Here is a 22,199-nt window from a genome sequence, read left to right on the forward strand (position 1 = left end):
CTTTAAAATTTTTTCTCTTTTTTGTCCGGATGTGTAAATCCTTTTCGTCATGTGGGTGAATTTTATTAATTTATAACCCTAAAAACTTAGAAACTATGAACGAATTTTTGTTATTATTCAGAGGAGGAGATGGTAGAGCTGTACAACAATCTCCTGATGAAATGCAGGCACATATGCAGAAATGGGGCGCCTGGATGCACGGACTGGGCGAACAAGGAAAACTCCTTGGTGGACAACCTCTCAAAAATGAAGGAAAAGTATTGGAAAAAGGTGGTGAGGTAATCACCGATGGACCCTTTGCCGAGGGAAAAGAAATTGTAGGTGGTTATTTGTTAATCAAAGCAGAGAATTTTAATGAAGCTGTGGAGATTTCCAAAGCATGTCCGATTTTTGAATTTGATGGCACCGTAGAAGTGAGAGAAATTCAACCAATGGATTTATAATTAGCAGGCAGTATTAAAAATCCAAATTTTGCTTAGACTTTAATATCCTCCCCCTATCCCCCTCCAGAGGGAGAAACTGATTTTTTTTCCTCTGGAGGGATGTGGCATTCCGTGGATACAGGGGAGGCTTTAGCTTTCACTTATAAAAAGAATGGAAGATAAAATCCTGATTGAAAGGTTTCAGCTTTGGATTATTTTTGTCCAATTAATATGAAAGTACTGGTACTAAATCCAAAAAATGCAGGAAAAATCGCAAAAGCTTGTTGACCATCTTTTCAGGCATGAGTCTGGGAAGATGGTTGCTGTTTTAACCAGAGTATTTGGTTTGGAAAACCTGGAACTGGCTCAGGATGTAGTCCAGGAAACCATGATCAAAGCCCTAAATGACTGGCGTTTTGAAATTCCCCAAAACCCTAATGGCTGGTTGTACCGAGTGGCGAAAAATAAAGCCATTGATATTCTGAGAAGGAATCGAAAAATTTCCTCTTCTTCTCCCCAACTTCAGGTTTTATTGCAATCTGAATGGAGCCTTTCTCCCACTATTGAAAATCTTTTTCTGGAAGAAGAAATTCAGGATAGCCAACTACGAATGATATTCTCCTGCTGCCATCCTTCTCTGAAACTTGAGGCTCAAATTGCCCTCACACTCAAAACCCTTTGCGGATTTAGCCACAAGGAGATTGCCAGTGCTTTTTTAACCAATGAAGAAACCATTTCCAAAAGAATTCAAAGAGCCAAAAAGAAAATTATTCAGGAGAATATTCCTTTAGAAGTACCTTTGGGAAAGGCACTTCACAAAAGACTCAAAGCGGTTTTAAAATCCATTTACCTGCTGTTTAATGAAGGTTATTACAGTGCCAATTCCAACACTGTTATCAAAAAAGACATTTGCCTTGAAGCCATGAGGCTAACCATTTTACTTATCTCCCATCCCAACACCAATACGCCTTCCACTCATGCTTTGCTTTCATTAATGTGCTTTCATGCGGCAAGATTTGAGGCCAGAACAAATGAAGCCGGAGAAGTGATTCTTTTGCCTTTTCAAAACCGGAAATTATGGAACAAGGAATTGATTGAAAAAGGCTTTTACCATTTCCAATTCTCTCAAAAAGGAATTGTTACGGAATACCACCTGGAAGCTGCTATAGCCAGTATTCACTGCACTGCTGAACATTATGAGGAAACCAATTGGAAAACTATTCTAAGCCTTTACGATCAGCTTTTAACCTTAAAACCCTCTCCGATAATCAAATTAAACCGAGCCATTGCATTGGGCAAAGTAATTGGTCCGGTAAAAGCTATTCAGGAATTATTAAAACTTGCTGAATTAAAAGAAAATACTATTTATCATACAACATTGGGTGATTTTTACAAGGAATGTGGAGAGGATTGCAAAGCACAGGAATGCTATCAGTTGGCTTATGATTGTGCTCAAACTGAGCCGGAAAAAAAGTTTCTTTTGGGAAAGATTGGAAAGGATTAAGAGAATTAAATCTCTATACTTAATGGTTCAAGGGTCTCCCTTGGATCTTACCTTTTGAACAGCGTCTCGCTGTTTTCCTGAACTTTTGACGATTCAGCGAGACGCTGAAAATCATTTTTAAGCACAAGCGGACGCTTGCGCTATTTGATTAATACCATATTCCACATAGGACATAATCTTTTTCCTCTTTAATTTGTTTCACTTTAAAATATGGTTTTCCATTTGGATATGGGTCATTATATGAACTCTCAATATTCATAAACTCTAAAAACAATCCATTTTCATGCTGTAAAATAATCATCTCGACTAAATTACTTCGTCTTACCTTTTGGATATTATACTTTATCCCTTTTTTGTCAAGTAAAAACCGTAATTCTCCAAATAAGTATAAAACTTCCTTTATTATGGAATTATCTCCATGAGCAATCACAGATAACTTACTATTACTATATAGTAAATTACTAAATAATTTATTAGGATTTTCAAAAGGCTCATCATTTATATTATTTATTTCTAGTAAATCACCACTATAATTTTCAAATATCAATGAATAATTGCCATACCTTATTTCAGTTGTTATATCCTTTCTTATTTCCTCATCTGGAACTCCTATTGTGTCAATAATCTCATTTTTACTAACCCAACTTTTTATTGGAGGAATAGCTTTAGAAAATAATAGGTCTTCGATTAAATTAAATATTATCATGTAAGTTAATTTTCGAGATCAGGCAAACACCCAAATAAATACAAGTTTTGTTAATTTAAAAAATTAAATAGATTATCTCAATCTATCGGCACTTCTTACCAGTTTTTCATCTTTTCTGATGAACCTATTAGCAATAGAATTACAGAATAAGGCTATTGGTACACAGAAAAAGCCATAGCCCCATTGTCCTTGTTTACTGACTTCAAACATTTTCTCTCCTTCGAATAGGAAATAAATGGTAAGCCCAATCGTAATCGCCATCACCAGTGAATTGATCATGTTCAATTTCATTTGTTTCATGCGGTTGTGGTAGCTGAATAATGAGCCAACCGAAATAATGGAGGAAACAAATGCCATAATAGCGATATAGAAGGTGTAGACATGCTGTTTTACTTCATCTCCTTCTGTATATGATAATTCAATGGCCGTTAATAATGCTCTCTGTTCGGTTTCCGGATTATATTTCTGCCATAGAGGCAAAAACAACATGGCAAACATGGCAATGGCCGAAATGGCTAAAAATATACTTTGTATTCGCTGAATCATTGTTACTATAAATTAAATTAGAGCGCAAAGTTAGGTAATGGAGTTTTATTAAAAAACCCAATCGAATTCTTTAGGCTGAATGGTCAATAATTAAACTTTCCGTGTGGTTTCTCTCAGGACAAGAGATGTCTTAATCATTTCCGATTTAACTTCTTTTTCCTCTATAATGGGATGAAGTGCATCTTCATCTACAGGGCTTTTCCTTAATAATTCCAATAACAGTTCTGCTGCGTGTTTGCCCATTTCGAAGGCTGGTTGTTTCACTGTGGACAGTTTTGGGGTAATATAAGAAGCAACCGGTTCATCTGCATAACCCATTATTGAAAGCTGATCTGGCATTTTAATTCCCATTTCCAGGCAAACCTCAACTGCTTCATAGGCTACATAATCGTTGTAAGCAAAAATGCCATCAATTGAATTATTATTTTTCAATATTTCTTTAATCTGATTTTTTCTTTCCTGCTCAGTATTTTGCCATTTCAAAACGTTGGCTTCTTTTATTTCAAGCCCGTTTTTCTTATGTGCATTCCGATACCCCATAAATCTGGTAAAAGTTGGGTGAAGACTTTCCGGTCCTTTTAGATGCAGGATATTCTTGCAGCCTGAACTGATCAGGTAATTGACCGCCTGATTAGCTCCATCAAAATCATCTGTGATCACATAAGGACACTCTAAATCTTCACAGTTTCGGTCGAAAAAAACGATGGGATAACCATCATCTTTTAAGCGGTGGAAATGTGCAAAATCCTCAGACTCAATGGCCGGGGCAATTAAAAAACCATCAACCATGGAGTCGGAAAGCATTTGAGTGGCTTTTTTCTCCTTCTCATACAACTCCTTTGAGGTACAAATCATCAAATGATAACCGGCCTTATTGGCAATATCTTCTATGCCATTCATCACCAGAGAAAAGAAATAGTGGGTAAACTCCGGGATTATAAGACCCAATGCATGTGTCTCTTTTTTCTTCAGGCTAAGTGCATGAATATTAGGCCGGTAGTCCCATTCTTTGGCCAAATCCACAATAGCTTTTCTGGTGGCTTCACCTACTTTTGGGTTGCCATTTAAAGCACGGGAAACCGTGGTAGTGGAAACTTTCAATTCCCTGGCAATATCAATTAGTCTTTTTTTACTGCTCTTCATTTTTCATTTTCAATTTGCCAAAAGATAAAATTCCGAATAAACCCAATGAATTTCAAATTTAGGGAAGCTTACCTTTTATTAATTGCAAAGTAGTTTACTACCCATGTAAAAAGAAAGAACCCTATTACAAATGCCATCAAAAATATACCATTAATTTCATCATTTAGGGTGAGCCCCAATAGCCCTACAATTCCCAGCGCTGCAGTATAAAGAGAAACAATTACCCTACCTTTAGATTTTGGGACGGTTGAAAAGGTACCACCTATGGGAATCAGCATAAAAATAGCCCATCCTCCAAATAAGATTAGCCTGGGCAAATCAAATATAAAAGAAGACACCACTGTAAGTATTCCGCCCACTAAAAATAATCCTACCAGATTAGAGCCAAAGATTTCATCTTTGGAAAGTGCATGTTTACCCAATGGATGCAAGCGCAAAAATAAATCTGATACCGGTGTGGCAATCCAGGTAGAAAACACAAAAAGGATGTAAACCGCAATCAGGGGATAAATTAATGGTGCAAACTCGGGATTACTTTCGGCAAAATTCCTCAGGAAACGAAATACCACATAAAGCCCGATAATCATAAACCACTTGCCATTTTTACTCAATTTGGACATCCAGAGGAAATAATTCAGGATAATACGGTACAAATAGTTTTTCCCTTTAATCGATTCTTTTAGCCCTTCCTTAGCATACTGGTTATTGGGGTCCAGCCTTAATGCTTCTTTAAAGATCTCCATCGCCTCATTGTATTCCCCCAATTCGATCTTTGCCCATCCTTTATTGGCATGGGAATAAGAATTTTCAGGCTCTTTATTCAAAGCATAATCCATCACCTGAGCAGCTTCCTTTTTCCTGTTCAGTTTTACTAAAGCCATGGCTCTCATATTGATGCAGCCTACATGCTCTGCCTCTACTTCCAGGCCTTTTTCCGCAAAGCTTAAGGATTTTTCCCAATTGCCTTTCTGGTAAGCAATGTTTGATTTGATCAGGAAATAATTTGCATCATAAGGATCAAGGCCAATTGCCTCATCTATAGCTTCTTCCGCTTCTTTCAGTTTTCCCCAGTGAAGATAGACTTTGGATAAAATATAAAAAAATGAAGCATTTCCCGGATCTATGGAAAGTGCCTTTTTGATCATCTTCAAAGCCTGCTCATGCTCGTTACTTTCCGACTGACATTCAGCCAGAAAAGCATAGGCCATAGCATCGTTTGGGTTTTCTGCAATGGCTTTTTTTAATTCGGTTTCTGCTTCTTTAAATCTGTCTTGCTGCACCAGGATTTGTGCCCTGAATAAAAACCCACTCATTTATTTCTTAATTTTTAAATAATCTAAAATATCATCATACAAACCAGATTCATTGGAAAATAAAGCATAATTTTTTGCTGTATTAAACCACTCTTTGGTTGAAGCCTTATGTTTTTTACTGGCCTGAAGCAAATCTTTTGTCCCAATGGGCACGGGAATCCCTTTCTTAAATGATTCTTCCAGTTTAGATTCAATCGCCAGGTCAATTATAGCGTTCAGATCGGCCCCTGAATAATCCTGAGTATTTTTTACTATTTTTTTATAATCAATTTTATCTGTGGGTTTTTCTTTTAGTTTAATATCCAAAATCGATTCCCTAGCTTCCTGATCGGGTGGCGGGACAAACAGGATTCTATCAAATCTTCCTGGACGTCTGAAAGCTGGATCTAAATGCCAAGGAGCATTGGTAGCCGCTAAAATCAATACCCCATCATTGGAATATTCAATGCCATCCATTTCCGATAAAAACTGATTGATTAACTGTCGGGCAGAACTTTGCCTCATGTCAGTTCGGTTGGCACCAAGTGCATCCACTTCATCAAAAAATAATACTGAAGGCTTTAGGCGTCTGGCTTTTTCAAAAATCGCATGCAGATTTTTCTCACTTTGCCCCAAGTACAAATCTAAAATATCACTGATGCCCACAGAAATAAAATTTGCATTTACTTCTCCGGCAGTAGCCCTTGCCAAATGTGTCTTACCACAACCCGGAGGGCCATACATTAGAATTCCACCACCAATCTTTTTTCCGTAAGCCTTAAAAATCTCCGGATGTTTCAGCGGGGCGATTATCTTCATTCGAATCTCCTCTTTCAGGTTTTCCATCCCTCCCACCTGCTCAAAATTCACCTCAGGCTTTTCAATTTCAATGTCTTTATCTTCATCAGTCTCACCTGAACCCAGTTTTATTTTCTCTGGCCCCTGATTTTCATCCTGTTGGATGCTCATATTCATTTCAGACTCAAAATAACTATCGGCAAGGGATGGATCCAGAATTAAAGCCTTCTCATAATTGTCTTTGGCTTCTAGTAGTTGTTTATTCTCGAAAAGTAACTTGGCATAAAGCAGCCAGGTTTTAACAGGTACTTTTTCCTCTACCTGAATGGACTCCACCAACACCAAACCTGCCGAAATTTTCCCCTGGTGCAAAAAGGATTCTGCCAGTCCAATTTTTAATTGTAAATCATCAGCCGAATACTGAAGGCCAGCCTTATATTCCAGCTCAGCCTCTTCGTATCTTTTGTGTTTCATTAATAATTCAGCCAGATATTTTCGTAGGGGAATATTCTCCGGAGAATTTTTTATCGCCTCTTTTAGATTATTTAGTTCGTCCTGTTCCAAATTATTTCGATTTTTTATCCATCAAATATAAACCAGCCCTGTCAATATCTGAAATTCTTTCGGTTTCCGTTTTAGTCAAACAACCTATTACAATTCACAACATAACCCTTTTGGGATAAAAAGATAAATAATTTTTATTCTGGTACTATTTTTAAAGACAATAGTGGGGTAACTTGCCCATTATTTGTATAAATAATTACTTAAAACTTCAACCGACTTTTTTACCAAAGATTTTTTTGAACGGTTAACACCATTTCTTCCCCTATTCACCAAGAATGAAAAATATTTTTTCAAAACTTTTCGCCAGCATTACTTTATTCATTTTTCCAACCATTTGTTTTGGTCAAATCAGTCAAAATGAAATACCAACTAGTTTTCTATCCAATGTAGTTCCTGTTCAGGATGTAACCACCAAAACTATCCAAAAGCCTGATTTAGAGCTGATAGCGGCAGAAGACCTTGTGCTTGAAGCTGAGGGAAATATTCCAAATATTGGCAGATTGCTTCCCTTAAATATTTCTCCTAAAAACAGTGGAGAATGGGCTGTACTTCACAACGGAGACAGAATTTGGCGTATAAAGGTAAAATCTGAAGGAGCCAAAGGCCTTAATTTTTATTTTAATAATTTCCACATTCCGGAAGGAGGAAAATTATTCATATACAGCCAGGATAAATATGAAGTTTTAGGAGCTTTTACGGCTGAAAACAATACGGTTTCAGGACGATTTGCCACCGATTTTATTCATGGAGAAGTTGCGGTAATAGAATACTATGAGCCTGCTTTACAAAAAGGAAAAGGAATCCTTGAAATCGCAGAATTGGGTTATGCTTACAGATTTGTGGAAGCAAGGGACAATCGCAAAAGCTTTGGAGATGCAGCCAGTTGTCATGTAAATGTAGGTTGTCCGGAAGGGGATTTATGGACAGATACCAGGAAATCAGTAGTAAGGATTTTGTTAAGGAACCGGGATAATATCGGCTGGTGTTCCGGAAGTGTCATCAACAATACCCGATACGATTTTACACCTTACTTTCTTACTGCCATGCATTGTGGCATGAATGATTTTTCAAAAAGGCTTATTCCTCAGGAAGATTTCGATCAGTGGATATTTTTCTTTAATTACGAAATAGATGGTTGCCAGGGAGCCTTTACCGAAGGAGATTTACCCAGAAATACCATGGTAGGCGCAACTCCGGTTTCCCATAGCAATGATAAGGGAGGAGAAGAAGGCTCCGACTTTTTATTACTTGAATTGAAAGAACAAATTCCAATAGAATATGAGCCTGTTTTTGCCGGATGGGATATAAGTGAAATGCCGAGCAGAAGTGGTGTTTCTATCCACCATCCACAGGGGGATGCAAAAAAAATATCTACCTACAATACACCACTTGAATCGGGAACTTTCGGAGATGAAGTGGATGATACCCATTGGAAAGTCATCTGGACCCAAACAGAAAATGGCAAAGGAGCTACAGAACCAGGCTCTTCAGGGTCTCCCATATTTAATCTAGGTGGGCAAATCGTAGGCACGCTTACGGGAGGGAACGCCAGTTGCGACAAAGATGGAAGGCCTGATTACTATGGCAAAATGTCCTACCATTGGGAATCGAATATTGTACCTGATGATCCCAGAGAGGAGGATGACGGACCTGACAGAGGGCTAAAAGCATGGCTGGACCCCATAAGTTCTGGTGTGCAATGGATTAGTAGTATTAATTATTCTGGCAATATTATAACAGGAGTTACCTCCACAGAAAAAGAAATTTTTGACTTTGAATTATTTCCCAATCCGGCTCAAAACCAGATTCAAATTGATTTAAAAAATATCAATCCAAACAAACCAGTTGGAGTTAAAATATTGAATTATCAGGGGCAACTTATTTTAGGCAATACTTTTTCGGAGGGAATAAATGGGGAAATACTAATGGATATTAGTGAGCTACAGAAAGGGTTTTACATCCTTGAGCTTGAAGCTGGAAATGAAATCCCCCTCATTAAAAAATTTATAAAAGAATAAAAAAAAGGGTGTAGAAAACTAATTCTACACCCAACACCAATAAATAGCAGCCATTTTGTTTTAATTCCCTTCCATCATTTTCCTGGCTTGATCAGCCTTTTTTTTCGAGAACTCATAATTTTCCTTATCCATTTCGTAGGCTTTATTAAACATTTCCACTGCATTTGCAAAATCCTTTACAGCCATGAAATAATCTCCTTTAGAATCATAGGGATTGGGGTGATCTGGGTTTGTCTCTATATATTTATCGAATGAGGCCTCCGCTTTTTCAAACTGTTCTGCAAACATATAGTTATACCCCATCATATTATAGACAGCAGTCCTTTCAGGATTGATTTCAAGTAATTTTGCAAAATATTTATTCGATTGATCATGTTCTTTGGCCATGTACAATTGAAAAGCATGATAAGCCACTGCATCATAATCCTGAGGGTATGTTGCGGCTACCACTTCAAAATGAGGGGAAGCTTCTCCCGCTTTATCATTCAGGATTAGCTCAAGCCCTGCACACAAATGTTTTTCATCTTCATTTAAATTATCTTTTAAATCGATTCCTTTTCCAGCCATTTCTTCAAATGTCTCCATATCCCCCATATTTTTTGCTCGCATGGCTCCAAAAAGATATGCCATAAAAAAATCAGGATCTAAATCGAGAGCCATTTCTAATTTTTCCTGGCTTTGAGTTCTTTTGCCATCCCATTCCGTTTGTAAAGCTTCATGATAAGCTTCCAGTGCTTCTTCAGAATTTACCGTAATGGGCATTTCAGTTTGGGCCAAAGCAAACTCAGGCCAAAGTACACAAACCATACATGCATAAAGCATAGAAAAATTCAGTATTTTTTTCATAATCTATTGATTTAATGGTTTTTAGAAAAAACAGGTTAGTTTTCCAACAATTTCCAATGTGATAAAAAAGATGTTCCGGACAGGTTGTCTCAGCTTGGTCTTCGTTTTCCTGTCACTGTGTCTTTTAAGCCTCCCAATTTCGATTTACACAATGCCTTTACCGAAGACCTTGCTATGAAAAAGCATTTTTGGGATACATTGGGAATTGCTATTGGTTTTTCAAAAAAATAGAAAAAGGTATATTCATTTTTATATACCCTTTCCTGAAAAAATAATGATTCTAATTTCCCTCCATCATTTTCTTAGCCTGATCAGCTTTCTGCTTCGAAAACTCAAAGTTTTCATTGTCCATTTCGTAGGCCTTATTAAACATTTCTACTGCATTGGCAAAATCTTTCACCGCCATAAAATAATCTCCTTTAGAATCATAAGGATTTGGATGATCAGGATTTAATTCAATGTATTTATCGAAGGAAGCTTCTGCTTTTTCAAATTGTTCTGCTTTGAGATAATTGTAGCCTTTCATATTATGGATCATTGGTTCCATTTCCGGTCTGATCACCAGCATTTTGTCCAGTTGTGCAATCGACTGTTCATATTCTCCTGCTAAAAACAGCTGAAAACCATGATAGGCATTCGCTTTAAAATCTTTGGGATAATTTGCTGCCACTACTTCAAAATGAGGAGTGGCTTCTTTTGCTTTATCATTAAGCATTAATTCCAGGCCGGCACAAAGATGTTGCTCATCTTCATTAAGATTTTCTTTTTGTTCGATGGCTTTGTTGGCATATTCTTCAAATCTCTCCATATCTCCAATATTTTTATACCACATAGCAGCATATAAATTACCAATAAAAAAATCAGGATCGGTCTCTAAGGCCATTTCCAGATTATCGGTGAAAGTCCCGAAATCTGCTACCCATCCAGCCTCAAAAGCTTCATTAAAGATTTCATGTGCTTGTTTGGAATCGACAGTAACAGGCATTAAATCCTGTGCGGAGGCAAAAAATGGAGCCAGGAAAAAGATCATACATGCATAAAGCATAACACGATTCATTAACTTTTTCATAATTAAATTGGGTTTTTAGTTTTCAGAAAAACAGGTTAGTGATGGGGGAAATTGAACAACAAGGCATAATCCTTCATAAGACGGATTAAACACAGGCGCATTCACTCCTTTGGTTGAAAGGGTAATCTTAAAAGGGAAGTTTAATTTGTTACCAATTAGCTGAAGGACTCCATACAAGCAACCTGAAAATTTGTGTAGTTGGTGAGGATAGTATTAATTACCATTTGTAGTTTGGTTGCTTGTCTAAATTTACAAATTTTTATCAATAAAACTAATGCAGACTAATTTTTTAAATCAAAACTTTGGGATTGCAACTCTTGTCCTAAGCGATACCTGACCACTACCGATAACCTTTTGAAAGTCCCTGAATTTTTTCGTGTAGTCATGGTTCCAAACCATGAAGAAGTACTTTACCCTATTTCAGGCTCTCACCAAAGAAAAAAGACCCAACATTAAATATAAGTATTGTTGTTTACCTTCATTCCAATCCGTTAAAATCAGTCACTTTCTAGCTCCCCAAACAGAAATTTTTCCATTCAGAAAAGAAATTTTCCACCTCATTTATTTTAACCTTATATTTATAGCCCAATGAGGGTTAATCCCAATTTTATTAGATGCAATTACTTACCGAATTTTTGAATGAACGAATTAGCCGAATTTGAATCAAACAATATAATTAATCAATTGCCACTTACCCTGCAGGACAGGCTTGCGGAACTGCCTGAAAGTGGTCAAAAAGAATTTTTATTTGAATTTAGCACTAAAAAGAAATCATTAATACTGGCTTATATCTTTCATATAATGATAGGTGCAGCCTATGGATACAGGGGAAAATGGTTTACCCAAATCATCTTCTGGCTGACCATAGGTGGATTAGGCCTCTGGACCCTCATAGACTTTTTCCGGCTCCCTGGATTGGTAAGAAAACAAAATTATGGTATTGCCAAAGAGCAACTGGGAAGGCTTTTTGTAAAATACGGCCTTAGAACTATTAAAAAAGGTCCTCAAAAACCAATATTGGCCAATGAACCCAGAAAACTGAATATCAGTTACGATCCTTCCAATCTAAAAGTAAATAACCTGAAAACCGGATTTATGCTTGATTTTGACTTAAAAACCTGGAAGGTAATCACTGAAAAACAGTATGACTGGGAGAATGGTTTAACTGAAAGAAGTTTTGTATTATCCGGTCAGAGCCATGAAAGGGCTGTGATTCACCTCATTAAAGAAGAAGGAAGTTATCTGATAATCACAGGAAAACCCATCAATATTTACGCAATTAATGAAAATTTAGAATCTGATATTTTCAAATATAAGCGACCATCCAATGCCCTGGTTTTTCAGGGAAAGAGATATTACCGGGAAACCCAAAAACAAGGTTTTGAATTTAATCTTTCCAGCAAATCGATTGGAAAGAAAATAATTTCATGGGAATATTTTGATGATTCCAGAAGAAATTACCTCAGGGTTGAGCAAATCGGAGTAAATGAATTTAAAGGATTTGCCGGAAGCCTGAAATCCTCCACCGAATTTTCTGATATTCTTCCAGTCCACTAAACCTTCATTGTGCTCCAAATTCCACACATTGTGTAGAAATTCTCTACAAGGTGAGACTCCAAACCACAACATTTCTCTCTAAAAACACCAATAGCAGGTATTTAGAGAACTTTTGGCATTTGGCACAAAATTTAAATAATAATAAGTATATCGATTTAAGGTAGGTAGTATAAACAGAATAAAAAAAGCCCTTGCTTCTGGCAAGGGCTTTTTTTTTAGGAAATGCCTTTTTTGTATCTTAATAGGCATGTAATTTACTGGTGTTCATCCCGAAGTAAATCATTCACCGTTTTCACAGGATTAAAAGTAATAATCGGTACTTCAAGGAAAATGGTATTCCAAAAGGCCATTGCCCCATTCCATAGTCCGGGCAATTCCTGTGCTTTTAATTCCTTCCCATTTTTTGATTTATAAGAAATAAATCCTGTAGAAGGATCTCTAAACTCTAGTAAGTTGAATTGCTCTCCTTTATAATCTTTCACCCCACAAACTAAATCTACCGGGTTAAAGTGAGTGGCTCCCATGGCAATAGCCTTTTGAGCTTCATCCTCCATATCCAGTTGGGCACTTTCCACTATTTGTAAAGAAGTTGTGCCATCAGAATTTTCTACCCAGAAAGGTCCTCCCCCTGGCTCTCCCTCATTTTTCACCATTCCGCAAACCCTGATTGGCCGGTTTAGTTTCGATTTAAGATAATCGATTTTTACCTCGTCCGATTTGTTAGCAAAACCCTCAGGAGGTAAAATGCAAAGCTCTTTTTCAACAAAACTGGTAATCTCCGCCAATTTACCTGAATCTACTTCACCAGCCTCTATCAATTTTAAATATTCAAATGTTTTCTGCTGGAATTTTAAAAGCACACCACCTAAGGCTTTTTTATACAAATAGGTGGTTCCTTTTAATCGGTCAGGCACCACATTATCTATATTTTTAATAAATATAATATCTGCTTTCGAATCGTTCAGATTTTCGATTAAGGCTCCATGTCCTCCAGGCCGGAATAAAATACTTCCATCCTCTTCTTTGAAAGGCTCATTATCCATATCCACTGCAATGGTATCTGTGGATTTTTTTTGTTGGGAAAATGAAATGTCAAAAATGGCTCTAAACTCCTTCTCATAAGCATCCACCACTTCATTCAGTTTTTCCTTAAACTTGCTTTCATGCTCAGGCGAAACCGTAAAATGCAAGTTTACCCTTCCCTTTTTATCCTTACAATAATTTGCTCCTTCCACCAGATGCTCTTCAAAAGGGGTTCTGGCTTTATCTTCATAATTATGAAATTTCAGTAAGCCTTTTGGTAATCCTCCGTAATTCAGGCCATCTTCGTTCAAAAGCGCCTCAAGGATTTTTACAAATTCTTTCTGCAGGTGAAGTTGCTCCAGTGAAGCACCATTTTCCTCAAAATATTTTTTTAAATCTTCATAAAAGGCAAAGTCATCCAGTCGTTTGAAAAAGGCAAAAATCGAATTGGTTCCTTTATCACTAAAGTATTTCTTATAATCTTCCTCCGAACCTGAATAAGTGTCCACAAAGGAAAATAATGCCTTAAACATCCGGCTTGCCGCACCTGAGGCAGGCACAAATTTCAGCACTTCTAGTTCCTCTGATAATTGATCATACAATTCTCCGCTATTGTTGATGTCATTTTCAGATAAGGAAATTATACCATCTCCAAGTGTGGCAGCTTTTACTGCCTTTAGAAAGGGAAATCCTTTCCTAAAATTTTCAATCTGTGATTTAATCGCTGAAACTTCAATTCCCTGTGCGGTAAACTGGTCTAATTCTTTTTCCGAAAACATTTATATATTTTTTGGTTAATAAATCAATTTTACTGAGGATAGTGAAATTCCTGTAGATCATTAAAAAGATAATATTCTACCTTAAATTCTTTCTTTGTGCATCACAGTAGCTGAACCAGAAATTGTTGTTTTCCCTTTTTCTAAATCTACCACCTCAGTTTTAATGACAGCCTGATGCCTGGCTTCATTTATTTCCTCCACTGTAAATTTAGCTTTGTATTTCAAATTTACATACATAGGCCTGAGAAAATCCATGGTTTGCTTCAAATATATAGAACCAAATCCGGGAAAATCTGTGCCCAGAACTTTCGAAAATACACTGGCAGATAGAAATCCATGAATAATGGGCTGCTTAAATATCGTCTTCGAGGCAAATTCCTCATCCAGATGGACGGGATTATTATCCCCTGAAACTTTTGCAAATGCTTCAACATCTTCCTGTGAAAATGAAAACTCGTATTCGTAACTATCTCCTACCTTAATTTTATGTGACATAAATGTTAACGATAAATGAAAAAACCTTACAAAGCGTAATTTTAATGATATTTTTTAAAAAAAATCTAAAAAATTAACTCAACAAAAATAAATAAAAGGAATAACCTGATTAATAATATAATAACCTAAAAAAAACACAAATACAAAAATAAAAAACCACAAAACCAGACAAATAAATTTAGTTAAACGTAAGAAATACTATTAAAAAAAGTTAAAAATCACATTATTTATTTACATATTCGCTTAGACGATTTTGATATTTGCTCACTCGAATGTACTTTTGTATTGTAATCATTAATTAAATGGTTCACCAAATAGATAAAACAGGTTTTAAACCTTTAAAGATATAAAATTTTAGCCTACGGGCGAATTTAAAGATTTTTCATTTTCATATTTACTAGACTAAGGGCTTTGTTTTTAACGAAGCTCTTTTTTGTTTTATAGCCCTTCCTGTTTTCGTAATTGTCTAAACGATTCTATTTCCCCTAAAAACCCCTCTATTTTTCATTTAAACCATTTTAAATAAATCACATATTCGCTTATCCAACATTGCAATTCATTAAATCTGCTTTTCATCATATTTTTTATGCTTTAAAGTCAATTTTTCAATGGGATAATTAGCCTAAAAGCTGACTGGCATCATATAAAAACCTTAATGCGCTATATACCTTTGAGCTGTTGGCAAAAACCTGAATCAATATTTCAGTTGCTGTGCTAAACTATAATTTGAGAATATTTATATTGTAGGCAGTTATTTTTAGCTACAATTTCACAAATTACTTTTATTTAACTACTTATTCACATGATACCCACCCACATAGAACACATCGGTATAGCTGTAAAAGACCTGGAAGCCTCCATTAAATATTATGAAGAGATACTCGGAATGAAATGCTATGCCATTGAAGAGGTAAAGGACCAGAAAGTAAAAACGGCATTTTTTAAAGTTGGCCAGACAAAAATTGAATTATTAGAATCTACTGACCCCAGCGGACCTATTGGAAAATTCATTGAGAAAAAAGGAGAAGGCATGCACCACATTGCATTTGCGGTAAACGAAATTGAAGATAAACTTCAAACGGTAAAAGAAAAAGGTGTCCGGTTAATAGATGAAACTCCAAGGAAAGGAGCAGAAGGCCTTCAAATTGCTTTTCTACATCCGAAATCCACTAATGGAGTACTCACAGAACTTTGCGAAAAAAAAGAGGAATAATAAACCATGGGATCTAACACAGACAAAATCAAGGAGCTCATTGAAAAGAGGGAGGAAGCTCGCCTGGGAGGAGGGCAAAAGCGGATTGAAGCTCAGCATGCAAAAGGTAAATTTACTGCCAGAGAAAGAATAGAAATGTTACTGGATGAGGGAAGTTTTGAGGAGTATGACATGTTTGTAACCCACCACACGACCGATTTCGGTCTCGACAAAATCAAATACTTATCGGATGGAGTAGTCACTGGCCATGGCACTATCGATGGCAGGGTGGTTTATGTTTTCTTCCAGGATTTTACCGTATTTGGCGGGTCACTTTCAAAAGCCTATGCCAATAAAATTTGTAAAATTATGGATCAGGCCATGAAAGTAGGGGCACCTTTAATTGGGATAAATGACAGCGGAGGAGCAAGAATTCAGGAAGGTGTGAGAAGTCTTGCAGGTTATGCCGATATTTTCCAAAGAAATATTATGGCCTCCGGAGTGATTCCCCAACTCTCTGCTATTTTTGGTCCTTGTGCCGGTGGAGCGGTTTACTCACCAGCCCTTACCGATTTTACTTTAATGACCGACAAAACCAGTTACATGTTTGTAACAGGCCCTAAGGTTTCCAAAACAGTAACAGGTGAAGACATTACAGAAGAAGAATTGGGAGGAGCTACTATCCACGCCACCAAATCTGGAGTGACCCACTTTGTAGCGGAACATGAAGAAGAAGGTATTTCAATATTAAGGAAATTGTTATCCTATCTTCCACAAAATAATCTCGAGGAAACACCCATCACCCCTTGTTCTGATCCAATAGACCGGCTTGAAGATTCACTGAACGAAATTATCCCAGACAGCCCTAACATCCCATACGATGTAAAGGATATTATTTATTCTATAGCAGATGACGGGGAATTTCTGGAAGTACACAGGCAATATGCCAGAAATATGGTAATAGGGTTTGCCAAGTTTAATGGAAAGTCTGTGGGGATAGTGGCCAATCAGCCAAATTACCTTGCCGGAGTATTGGATATTGAAGCTTCCAGAAAAGCAGGCAGGTTTGTCAGGTTTTGTGATGCATTTAATATTCCTATTCTCACACTGGTTGATGTTCCCGGCTTTTTGCCAGGAAGTGCCCAGGAATATGGCGGAATCATTCTTCATGGAGCCAAATTACTTTATGCTTATGGTGAAGCAACTGTTCCGAAAATTACAATTATCCTGCGAAAAGCTTACGGTGGGGCCTATGATGTAATGAGTTCCAAACACTTGAGAGGTGATATCAATTATGCCTGGCCAACAGCAGAAATTGCGGTAATGGGACCCAGGGGAGCAATCGAAGTACTGCATTTCCGGGAATTGAAAGGAATGGAAAGCGATGAAGCAAAAGCTGAATTTATTGCTGAAAAAGAAAATGAATACCGTAACAAATTTGCCAATCCCTATCAGGCAGCCCAATACGGTTATATTGATGATGTAATTGAACCCAGAAATACAAGGTTCAGAATTATAAGAGCTCTTGAAACTCTTGCAACTAAGAAGGATCTAAATCCTCCTAAAAAACATGGAAATATTCCATTATAAACAATAGCATAAATCATCTCTAAAACACAGTTTAACTGTATTTTAAATCAACTAAACTATTCGGGTTTAGCATGGAATTGCTTTGACTTTTTTTAAGTAAAAATAACCAAAATCATATTTGACCATGTTTGATTTTTCCAATATAACCGAAGAAGGACTAACCATTGCACTGGTGGGTTATTTCATTGTTTTTGCCGCGTTGGTTTTGCTTTTTCTGGTTTTTAATAATCTCCCCCGACTGCTCAATTTTTTACTTAAACCTTCTAAATCGAAGATTGTGGAGAAACATGAGCCAATAAAAAAAAGACTGGCGATTTCCGGGGAAGTAAATGCTGCCATTTCTACTGCGCTGATTTTATATTTTGAAGAATTACACGATGAGGAAGAAACCATTTTAACCATCAATAAGGTATCCAAATCCTATTCACCCTGGAATTCAAAAATCTATGGAACAATGGGCAGAATGATGCTGAATCATCAAAAGAAATAGAGAAAAAGCGGCTTTGAGATTACCGATTTAAAATCTATAAATCTAAAAAAATGAAAGATTATAAATTCACCATAAATGGCAACACTTACAATGTCAGTTTGAAGTCACTGGAAGATAATGTGGCTGAACTGGAGGTAAATGGCACTCAATATTCGGTAGAGCTTCATAAAGAAGTAAAAGCATCCAAAACACCTAAGCTGGTGAGGGCAAAAACACCTAAACCCACTTCGGCACCGAATCCTTTATCTAAAAAGGCTTCTCTAAGCCAGGTAAAAGCACCTCTGCCTGGGAATATTCTTGAAATAATGGTAAAAGAAGGCGATGAAGTGAAAAAAGAGCAGGTATTGATGGTAATGGAAGCAATGAAGATGGAAAATAAGGTTTTGGCTGAATTATCCGGAAAAGTGAAATCCATAAAAGTCACGGTAGGCGAAAGTGTTTTGCAGGGGCAGGTACTGATTGAAATTGAATAATTAAGTTCCTGAGCTTTTAATATTAAGCATTTTCATTTCGCTTTCAAAAAGCCAGTTCCCATGCGAGAGGATACTATATTAACCGGGTTTATTTAACTACAAACAACAAACTAAAAGAACTCCTGAGACACAGATTTCATCCTAATTTCAGGCATTTTACCCCAATCTAAAAAGCTATGGACGGATTACTTCAATTCTACGAATATTCAGGATTTGCCAATGTAACCATTGGCCATGTCATCATGATCCTGGTGGGTTTATTTTTCATTTTTCTGGCTATCCGATATGAATACGAACCGCTTTTACTGGTTCCAATTGGGTTTGGTATATTAATAGGTAACATTCCCTTTGTGGAAAATGCAGGGCTAAGTCTGGGAATTTATGAAAAAGGCAGTGTACTTAATTATTTATATCAGGGAGTTTTGAAAGGGGTTTATCCTCCTTTGATTTTTCTGGGCATTGGAGCCATGACTGATTTTTCCACCTTAATTTCCAGCCCGAGATTAATGCTTTTAGGAGCTGCAGCACAAATAGGAATTTTCCTTACCTTCCTGGGAGCCTTGGCTCTTGGATTTAATATGCAGGAATCGGCTGCCATTGGCATTATAGGAGGCGCAGATGGCCCAACCGCCATTTTTCTTTCTTCCAAATTGGCAAATGGACTGAACGGCACTAAAAACTTAATTGGACCAATAGCCATTGCAGCATATTCTTATATGGCTCTGGTTCCGGTTATTCAGCCACCAATCATGAAGTTATTAACCAATAAAAGTGAAAGAAAAATCAGGATGAAGCCTCCAAGAACTGTTTCAAAAGAGGAAAAAATTATTTTTCCGATTCTGGGATTATTATTAACCGGATTTTTAGCACCCGGAGCCCTGCCATTATTGGGAATGCTGTTCTTTGGAAACCTATTAAAAGAATCGATGGTGACTAAAAGACTTGCCGATACAGCTAGAAATGCCTTAATTGATATTGTAACCATTTTACTAGGAGTAACAGTTGGCGCTTCAACTCAGGCCAATGTTTTTCTGACTCCACAATCTATTCTGATTTTTGTTCTTGGGGCATTATCTTTCATTATTGCCACGGCCGGAGGAATCACTTTCGCCAAGATTATGAACCTATTCTTAAATGAAGGGAACAAAATCAACCCGCTGGTTGGAGCAGCTGGTGTTTCAGCAGTGCCTGACAGCGCAAGGGTTGTACAACATGAAGGTTTGAAAGCCGACCCAACCAATCACTTACTGATGCATGCCATGGCACCTAATGTATCAGGCGTAATCGGATCTGCTGTAGCTGCTGGTATATTAATGAGTTTTTTACTTTAAATAAATAGTTTTTTTAATCTGACAAGTCACTTTGATAACACGACTTATTCATATTAGAGAAATTGCCATAATATTTAGCTATAATTGCTTTACGGGTTATCATTTTTATAACCTCAAAACACAAAAGTTATGAAGCCTGATTTTAAAAATATTAGTTTCGATAAAATTAGGGAGGAAATTAAAAATTCTCCCGCTTCGAATGCTAAAAACAACCATTTTCCAGACTGGAATACTGCAGAAAAAATTACGGTAAAACCTGCCTATTTCTCTGAGGACATCAAAGATTATGATCATCTAAATTTTGCAGCCGGACTGCCTCCCTACCTGCGGGGGCCCTATTCGACCATGTATGTTTTGAGACCCTGGACCATCAGACAATATGCCGGTTTTAGTACTGCGGAAGAATCCAACGCATTTTATAGAAGAAACCTGGCTGCCGGTCAGAAAGGACTTTCAGTAGCATTTGACCTGGCTACCCACCGTGGCTATGATTCAGATCATCCGAGAGTAGTTGGAGATGTAGGAAAAGCCGGTGTAGCCATCGATTCTATTCTGGATATGGAAGTCCTTTTCGACCAGATTCCCCTGGATAAAATGTCAGTATCTATGACCATGAACGGGGCAGTAATTCCCATTATGGCATTTTATATTGTAGCTGCAGAGGAACAGGGAGTCAAAAAAGAATTATTAAGCGGGACTATCCAAAATGACATTCTGAAGGAGTTTATGGTGAGAAATACCTACATCTACCCTCCCCTGCCCAGCATGAAAATCATTGCCGATATTTTTGCTTATACGTCCAGACACATGCCAAAATTCAATTCGATCAGTATCAGTGGTTACCATATGCAGGAAGCCGGAGCTACCAATGATATTGAATTGGCCTATACCCTTGCCGATGGTTTGGAATATATCAGGACGGGAATAAAAGCAGGCTTAAAAGTAGATGATTTTGCACCCAGACTTTCCTTTTTCTGGGCAATTGGAATGAATCATTTTATGGAAATAGCCAAGATGAGAGCAGGCCGGTTATTATGGTCAAAAATTGTGAAACAGTTCGACCCTGTGAATCCCAAGTCAATGGCTTTACGGACACACTCCCAAACTTCAGGCTGGTCTCTTACAGAGCAAGATGCTTTTAATAATGTGGCCAGAACTTATGTGGAAGCAATGGGAGCAGCACTTGGACACACCCAATCACTACATACCAATTCTTTGGATGAAGCCATTGCCCTACCAACTGATTTCTCTGCCAGAATAGCCAGAAACACCCAAAAATTCATTCAGCAGGAGACTGATATTTGTAAAGTGGTAGATCCTTGGGGAGGAAGTTATTATGTGGAGCATTTAACTCAGGAACTGGTGAAAAGTGCCTGGACTTTGATGGAGGAAGTAGAAGAGTTGGGAGGAATGGCTAAGGCTATAGAAAGCGGTATTCCCAAAATGCGGATTGAAGAAGCCGCTGCCAGAAGACAAGCCAGAATAGATTCAGGTAAAGATGTGATTGTGGGCGTAAATAAATACAAAACTGCAGAAGATAAAGAAATTGATTTACTGGAAGTGGACAATAAAGCGGTTTTGCAGTCTCAATTAGAACGACTTAAAAAGTTGAGAGCAGAAAGGAATGAAGCGGATGTTCAGGCAGCTTTGAAGGCAATCACGGCTTGTGCGGAGAAAAAGAAAAACAATACGGATAATCCTAATAATGATGATGAAAACCTACTGGCACTGGCGGTAGATGCAGCAAGAAAAAGAGCCAGTTTAGGAGAGATTTCCGATGCTATGGAAAAAGTATTTGGCAGGTTTACGGCTACCATTCGGTCTATTTCTGGAGTTTATTCCAATGAGGCAGCAGATGATGATGACTTCAAAAAAGCCAAAGGGCTTTCAGATAAATTCGCTGAACTGGATGGCAGAAGACCAAGAATAATGGTGGCGAAAATGGGACAGGATGGTCACGACAGGGGAGCAAAAGTAATTGCCACCAGTTTTGCCGATTTAGGTTTTGATGTAGATGTCGGTCCACTTTTCCAGACTCCTGAAGAAGTGGCTAGGCAGGGAGCTGAAAATGATGTGCATATTATTGGTTGTTCTTCTCTGGCTGCCGGTCATAAAACTTTAATTCCCCAATTAATCAATGAGTTAAAAAAGATTGGCAGAGAGGATATAAAAGTTGTAGCAGGAGGAGTAATTCCACCAAAGGACTATGATTTTTTATACGATGCAGGTGTAGTAGAAGTATTCGGTCCGGGAACGGTCATTTCAGTTGCAGCAAGCAAAATTCTTGAAGACTTACTTGCTGAATTTGCCGAATAAAAAAAAAGAACTGGCAAATTCCAGAGTCAAAAATTATTTTATTAA

Annotated in this window: 19 protein-coding genes; 10 read left to right on the forward strand and 9 right to left on the reverse strand. The window is 37.4% G+C overall.

The genetic code is table 11. The features are described from left to right. Positions 1-95 precede the first annotated feature (95 nt). Positions 96-443 (forward strand): YciI family protein, encoded by a 348-nt coding sequence (locus A3EM_RS0120055; protein ID WP_020530034.1) that lies wholly within the window; start codon positions 96-98, stop codon positions 441-443. Between the two features lie 238 nt (positions 444-681). Then, positions 682-1,926: an RNA polymerase sigma factor gene (locus A3EM_RS0120065; RefSeq protein ID WP_020530035.1), complete on the forward strand. Its 1,245-nt coding sequence runs from the start codon at positions 682-684 to the stop codon at positions 1,924-1,926. 148 nt (positions 1,927-2,074) lie between these two features. Here the strand turns inward: A3EM_RS0120065 and A3EM_RS0120070 are convergent, their stop codons facing one another. The 5 genes from A3EM_RS0120070 to A3EM_RS0120090 all read right to left on the reverse strand — a co-directional run bounded on the left by A3EM_RS0120070 (position 2,075) and on the right by A3EM_RS0120090 (position 6,975). Further along, complete coding sequence (locus A3EM_RS0120070) at positions 2,075-2,632, reverse strand: hypothetical protein (RefSeq protein WP_020530036.1); 558 nt, start codon at positions 2,630-2,632, stop codon at positions 2,075-2,077. 72 nt (positions 2,633-2,704) lie between these two features. Then, positions 2,705-3,178, reverse strand: a complete 474-nt coding sequence (locus A3EM_RS0120075) for a DUF4293 domain-containing protein (RefSeq protein ID WP_020530037.1) — start codon at positions 3,176-3,178, stop codon at positions 2,705-2,707. A 90-nt stretch (positions 3,179-3,268) separates the two neighbouring features. Beyond that, positions 3,269-4,321 (reverse strand): LacI family DNA-binding transcriptional regulator, encoded by a 1,053-nt coding sequence (locus A3EM_RS0120080; RefSeq protein WP_020530038.1) that lies wholly within the window; start codon positions 4,319-4,321, stop codon positions 3,269-3,271. Positions 4,322-4,389: 68 nt separating this feature from the next. Continuing rightward, on the reverse strand, positions 4,390-5,634 hold the full coding sequence (locus tag A3EM_RS0120085) for a tetratricopeptide repeat protein (RefSeq protein ID WP_020530039.1): 1,245 nt from the start codon (positions 5,632-5,634) through the stop codon (positions 4,390-4,392). Continuing rightward, positions 5,635-6,975: an ATP-binding protein gene (locus A3EM_RS0120090; RefSeq protein WP_020530040.1), complete on the reverse strand. Its 1,341-nt coding sequence runs from the start codon at positions 6,973-6,975 to the stop codon at positions 5,635-5,637. It abuts the gene before it with no gap. Positions 6,976-7,250: 275 nt separating this feature from the next. Here A3EM_RS0120090 and A3EM_RS46035 point away from each other — a divergent pair, with 275 nt between their 5' ends. Next, a complete protein-coding gene (locus A3EM_RS46035) occupies positions 7,251-8,993 on the forward strand; it encodes a T9SS type A sorting domain-containing protein (RefSeq protein WP_020530041.1) in 1,743 nt (580 codons plus the stop codon). Between the two features lie 60 nt (positions 8,994-9,053). Here the strand turns inward: A3EM_RS46035 and A3EM_RS0120100 are convergent, their stop codons facing one another. Both A3EM_RS0120100 and A3EM_RS46040 read right to left on the reverse strand, forming a co-directional pair. Next, positions 9,054-9,839, reverse strand: a complete 786-nt coding sequence (locus A3EM_RS0120100; RefSeq protein WP_020530042.1) for a tetratricopeptide repeat protein — start codon at positions 9,837-9,839, stop codon at positions 9,054-9,056. 280 nt (positions 9,840-10,119) lie between these two features. Continuing rightward, complete coding sequence (locus A3EM_RS46040; RefSeq protein ID WP_157637985.1) at positions 10,120-10,908, reverse strand: tetratricopeptide repeat protein; 789 nt, start codon at positions 10,906-10,908, stop codon at positions 10,120-10,122. Positions 10,909-11,547: 639 nt separating this feature from the next. On the opposite strand from A3EM_RS46040, the gene A3EM_RS46045 reads away from it, so the two are divergent. Then, on the forward strand, positions 11,548-12,465 hold the full coding sequence (locus tag A3EM_RS46045; RefSeq protein ID WP_020530046.1) for a DUF4178 domain-containing protein: 918 nt from the start codon (positions 11,548-11,550) through the stop codon (positions 12,463-12,465). A gap of 254 nt (positions 12,466-12,719) precedes the next feature. Here A3EM_RS46045 and A3EM_RS0120125 read toward each other — a convergent pair whose 3' ends face one another. Both A3EM_RS0120125 and A3EM_RS0120130 read right to left on the reverse strand, forming a co-directional pair. After that, positions 12,720-14,267 (reverse strand): DUF4301 family protein, encoded by a 1,548-nt coding sequence (locus tag A3EM_RS0120125; RefSeq protein WP_020530047.1) that lies wholly within the window; start codon positions 14,265-14,267, stop codon positions 12,720-12,722. A gap of 81 nt (positions 14,268-14,348) precedes the next feature. Next, positions 14,349-14,762 (reverse strand): MaoC family dehydratase, encoded by a 414-nt coding sequence (locus tag A3EM_RS0120130; RefSeq protein WP_020530048.1) that lies wholly within the window; start codon positions 14,760-14,762, stop codon positions 14,349-14,351. Positions 14,763-15,564: 802 nt separating this feature from the next. Here A3EM_RS0120130 and mce point away from each other — a divergent pair. From mce to scpA, 6 genes are all read left to right on the forward strand, one after another. Continuing rightward, positions 15,565-15,975 carry a methylmalonyl-CoA epimerase gene (gene mce, locus A3EM_RS0120135; protein WP_020530049.1) on the forward strand — a complete coding sequence of 137 codons (411 nt, stop codon included), beginning with the start codon at positions 15,565-15,567 and terminating at the stop codon, positions 15,973-15,975. 6 nt (positions 15,976-15,981) lie between these two features. Continuing rightward, a complete protein-coding gene (locus A3EM_RS0120140) occupies positions 15,982-17,544 on the forward strand; it encodes an acyl-CoA carboxylase subunit beta (protein ID WP_020530050.1) in 1,563 nt (520 codons plus the stop codon). 124 nt (positions 17,545-17,668) lie between these two features. Next, a complete protein-coding gene (locus A3EM_RS43080) occupies positions 17,669-18,034 on the forward strand; it encodes an OadG family protein (RefSeq protein WP_020530051.1) in 366 nt (121 codons plus the stop codon). A gap of 50 nt (positions 18,035-18,084) precedes the next feature. Beyond that, complete coding sequence (locus A3EM_RS0120150; protein WP_020530052.1) at positions 18,085-18,507, forward strand: acetyl-CoA carboxylase biotin carboxyl carrier protein; 423 nt, start codon at positions 18,085-18,087, stop codon at positions 18,505-18,507. A gap of 176 nt (positions 18,508-18,683) precedes the next feature. Continuing rightward, positions 18,684-19,838, forward strand: coding sequence for a sodium ion-translocating decarboxylase subunit beta (locus A3EM_RS0120155; RefSeq protein WP_020530053.1), 1,155 nt, complete (start codon positions 18,684-18,686; stop codon positions 19,836-19,838). 129 nt (positions 19,839-19,967) lie between these two features. After that, on the forward strand, positions 19,968-22,154 hold the full coding sequence (gene scpA / locus A3EM_RS0120160; RefSeq protein WP_020530054.1) for a methylmalonyl-CoA mutase: 2,187 nt from the start codon (positions 19,968-19,970) through the stop codon (positions 22,152-22,154). Positions 22,155-22,199: the final 45 nt, after the last annotated feature.

This window comes from Flexithrix dorotheae DSM 6795, from assembly GCF_000379765.1.
GTDB classification, from domain to species: Bacteria; Bacteroidota; Bacteroidia; order Cytophagales; family Flammeovirgaceae; genus Flexithrix; species Flexithrix dorotheae.

Bases quoted from the DNA above. Each gene is read 5' to 3' on its own strand.
- A3EM_RS0120055 (WP_020530034.1), top strand. From the start codon at position 96: ATGAACGAATTTTTGTTATTATTCAGAGGAGGAGATGGTAGAGCTGTA.
- A3EM_RS0120065 (WP_020530035.1), top strand. From the start codon at position 682: ATGCAGGAAAAATCGCAAAAGCTTGTTGACCATCTTTTCAGGCATGAG.
- A3EM_RS0120070 (WP_020530036.1), bottom strand. From the start codon at position 2,632: ATGATAATATTTAATTTAATCGAAGACCTATTATTTTCTAAAGCTATT.
- A3EM_RS0120075 (WP_020530037.1), bottom strand. From the start codon at position 3,178: ATGATTCAGCGAATACAAAGTATATTTTTAGCCATTTCGGCCATTGCC.
- A3EM_RS0120080 (WP_020530038.1), bottom strand. From the start codon at position 4,321: ATGAAGAGCAGTAAAAAAAGACTAATTGATATTGCCAGGGAATTGAAA.
- A3EM_RS0120085 (WP_020530039.1), bottom strand. From the start codon at position 5,634: ATGAGTGGGTTTTTATTCAGGGCACAAATCCTGGTGCAGCAAGACAGA.
- A3EM_RS46035 (WP_020530041.1), top strand. From the start codon at position 7,251: ATGAAAAATATTTTTTCAAAACTTTTCGCCAGCATTACTTTATTCATT.
- A3EM_RS0120100 (WP_020530042.1), bottom strand. From the start codon at position 9,839: ATGAAAAAAATACTGAATTTTTCTATGCTTTATGCATGTATGGTTTGT.
- A3EM_RS46040 (WP_157637985.1), bottom strand. From the start codon at position 10,908: ATGAAAAAGTTAATGAATCGTGTTATGCTTTATGCATGTATGATCTTT.
- A3EM_RS46045 (WP_020530046.1), top strand. From the start codon at position 11,548: ATGAACGAATTAGCCGAATTTGAATCAAACAATATAATTAATCAATTG.
- A3EM_RS0120125 (WP_020530047.1), bottom strand. From the start codon at position 14,267: ATGTTTTCGGAAAAAGAATTAGACCAGTTTACCGCACAGGGAATTGAA.
- A3EM_RS0120130 (WP_020530048.1), bottom strand. From the start codon at position 14,762: ATGTCACATAAAATTAAGGTAGGAGATAGTTACGAATACGAGTTTTCA.
- mce (WP_020530049.1), top strand. From the start codon at position 15,565: ATGATACCCACCCACATAGAACACATCGGTATAGCTGTAAAAGACCTG.
- A3EM_RS0120140 (WP_020530050.1), top strand. From the start codon at position 15,982: ATGGGATCTAACACAGACAAAATCAAGGAGCTCATTGAAAAGAGGGAG.
- A3EM_RS43080 (WP_020530051.1), top strand. From the start codon at position 17,669: ATGTTTGATTTTTCCAATATAACCGAAGAAGGACTAACCATTGCACTG.
- A3EM_RS0120150 (WP_020530052.1), top strand. From the start codon at position 18,085: ATGAAAGATTATAAATTCACCATAAATGGCAACACTTACAATGTCAGT.
- A3EM_RS0120155 (WP_020530053.1), top strand. From the start codon at position 18,684: ATGGACGGATTACTTCAATTCTACGAATATTCAGGATTTGCCAATGTA.
- scpA (WP_020530054.1), top strand. From the start codon at position 19,968: ATGAAGCCTGATTTTAAAAATATTAGTTTCGATAAAATTAGGGAGGAA.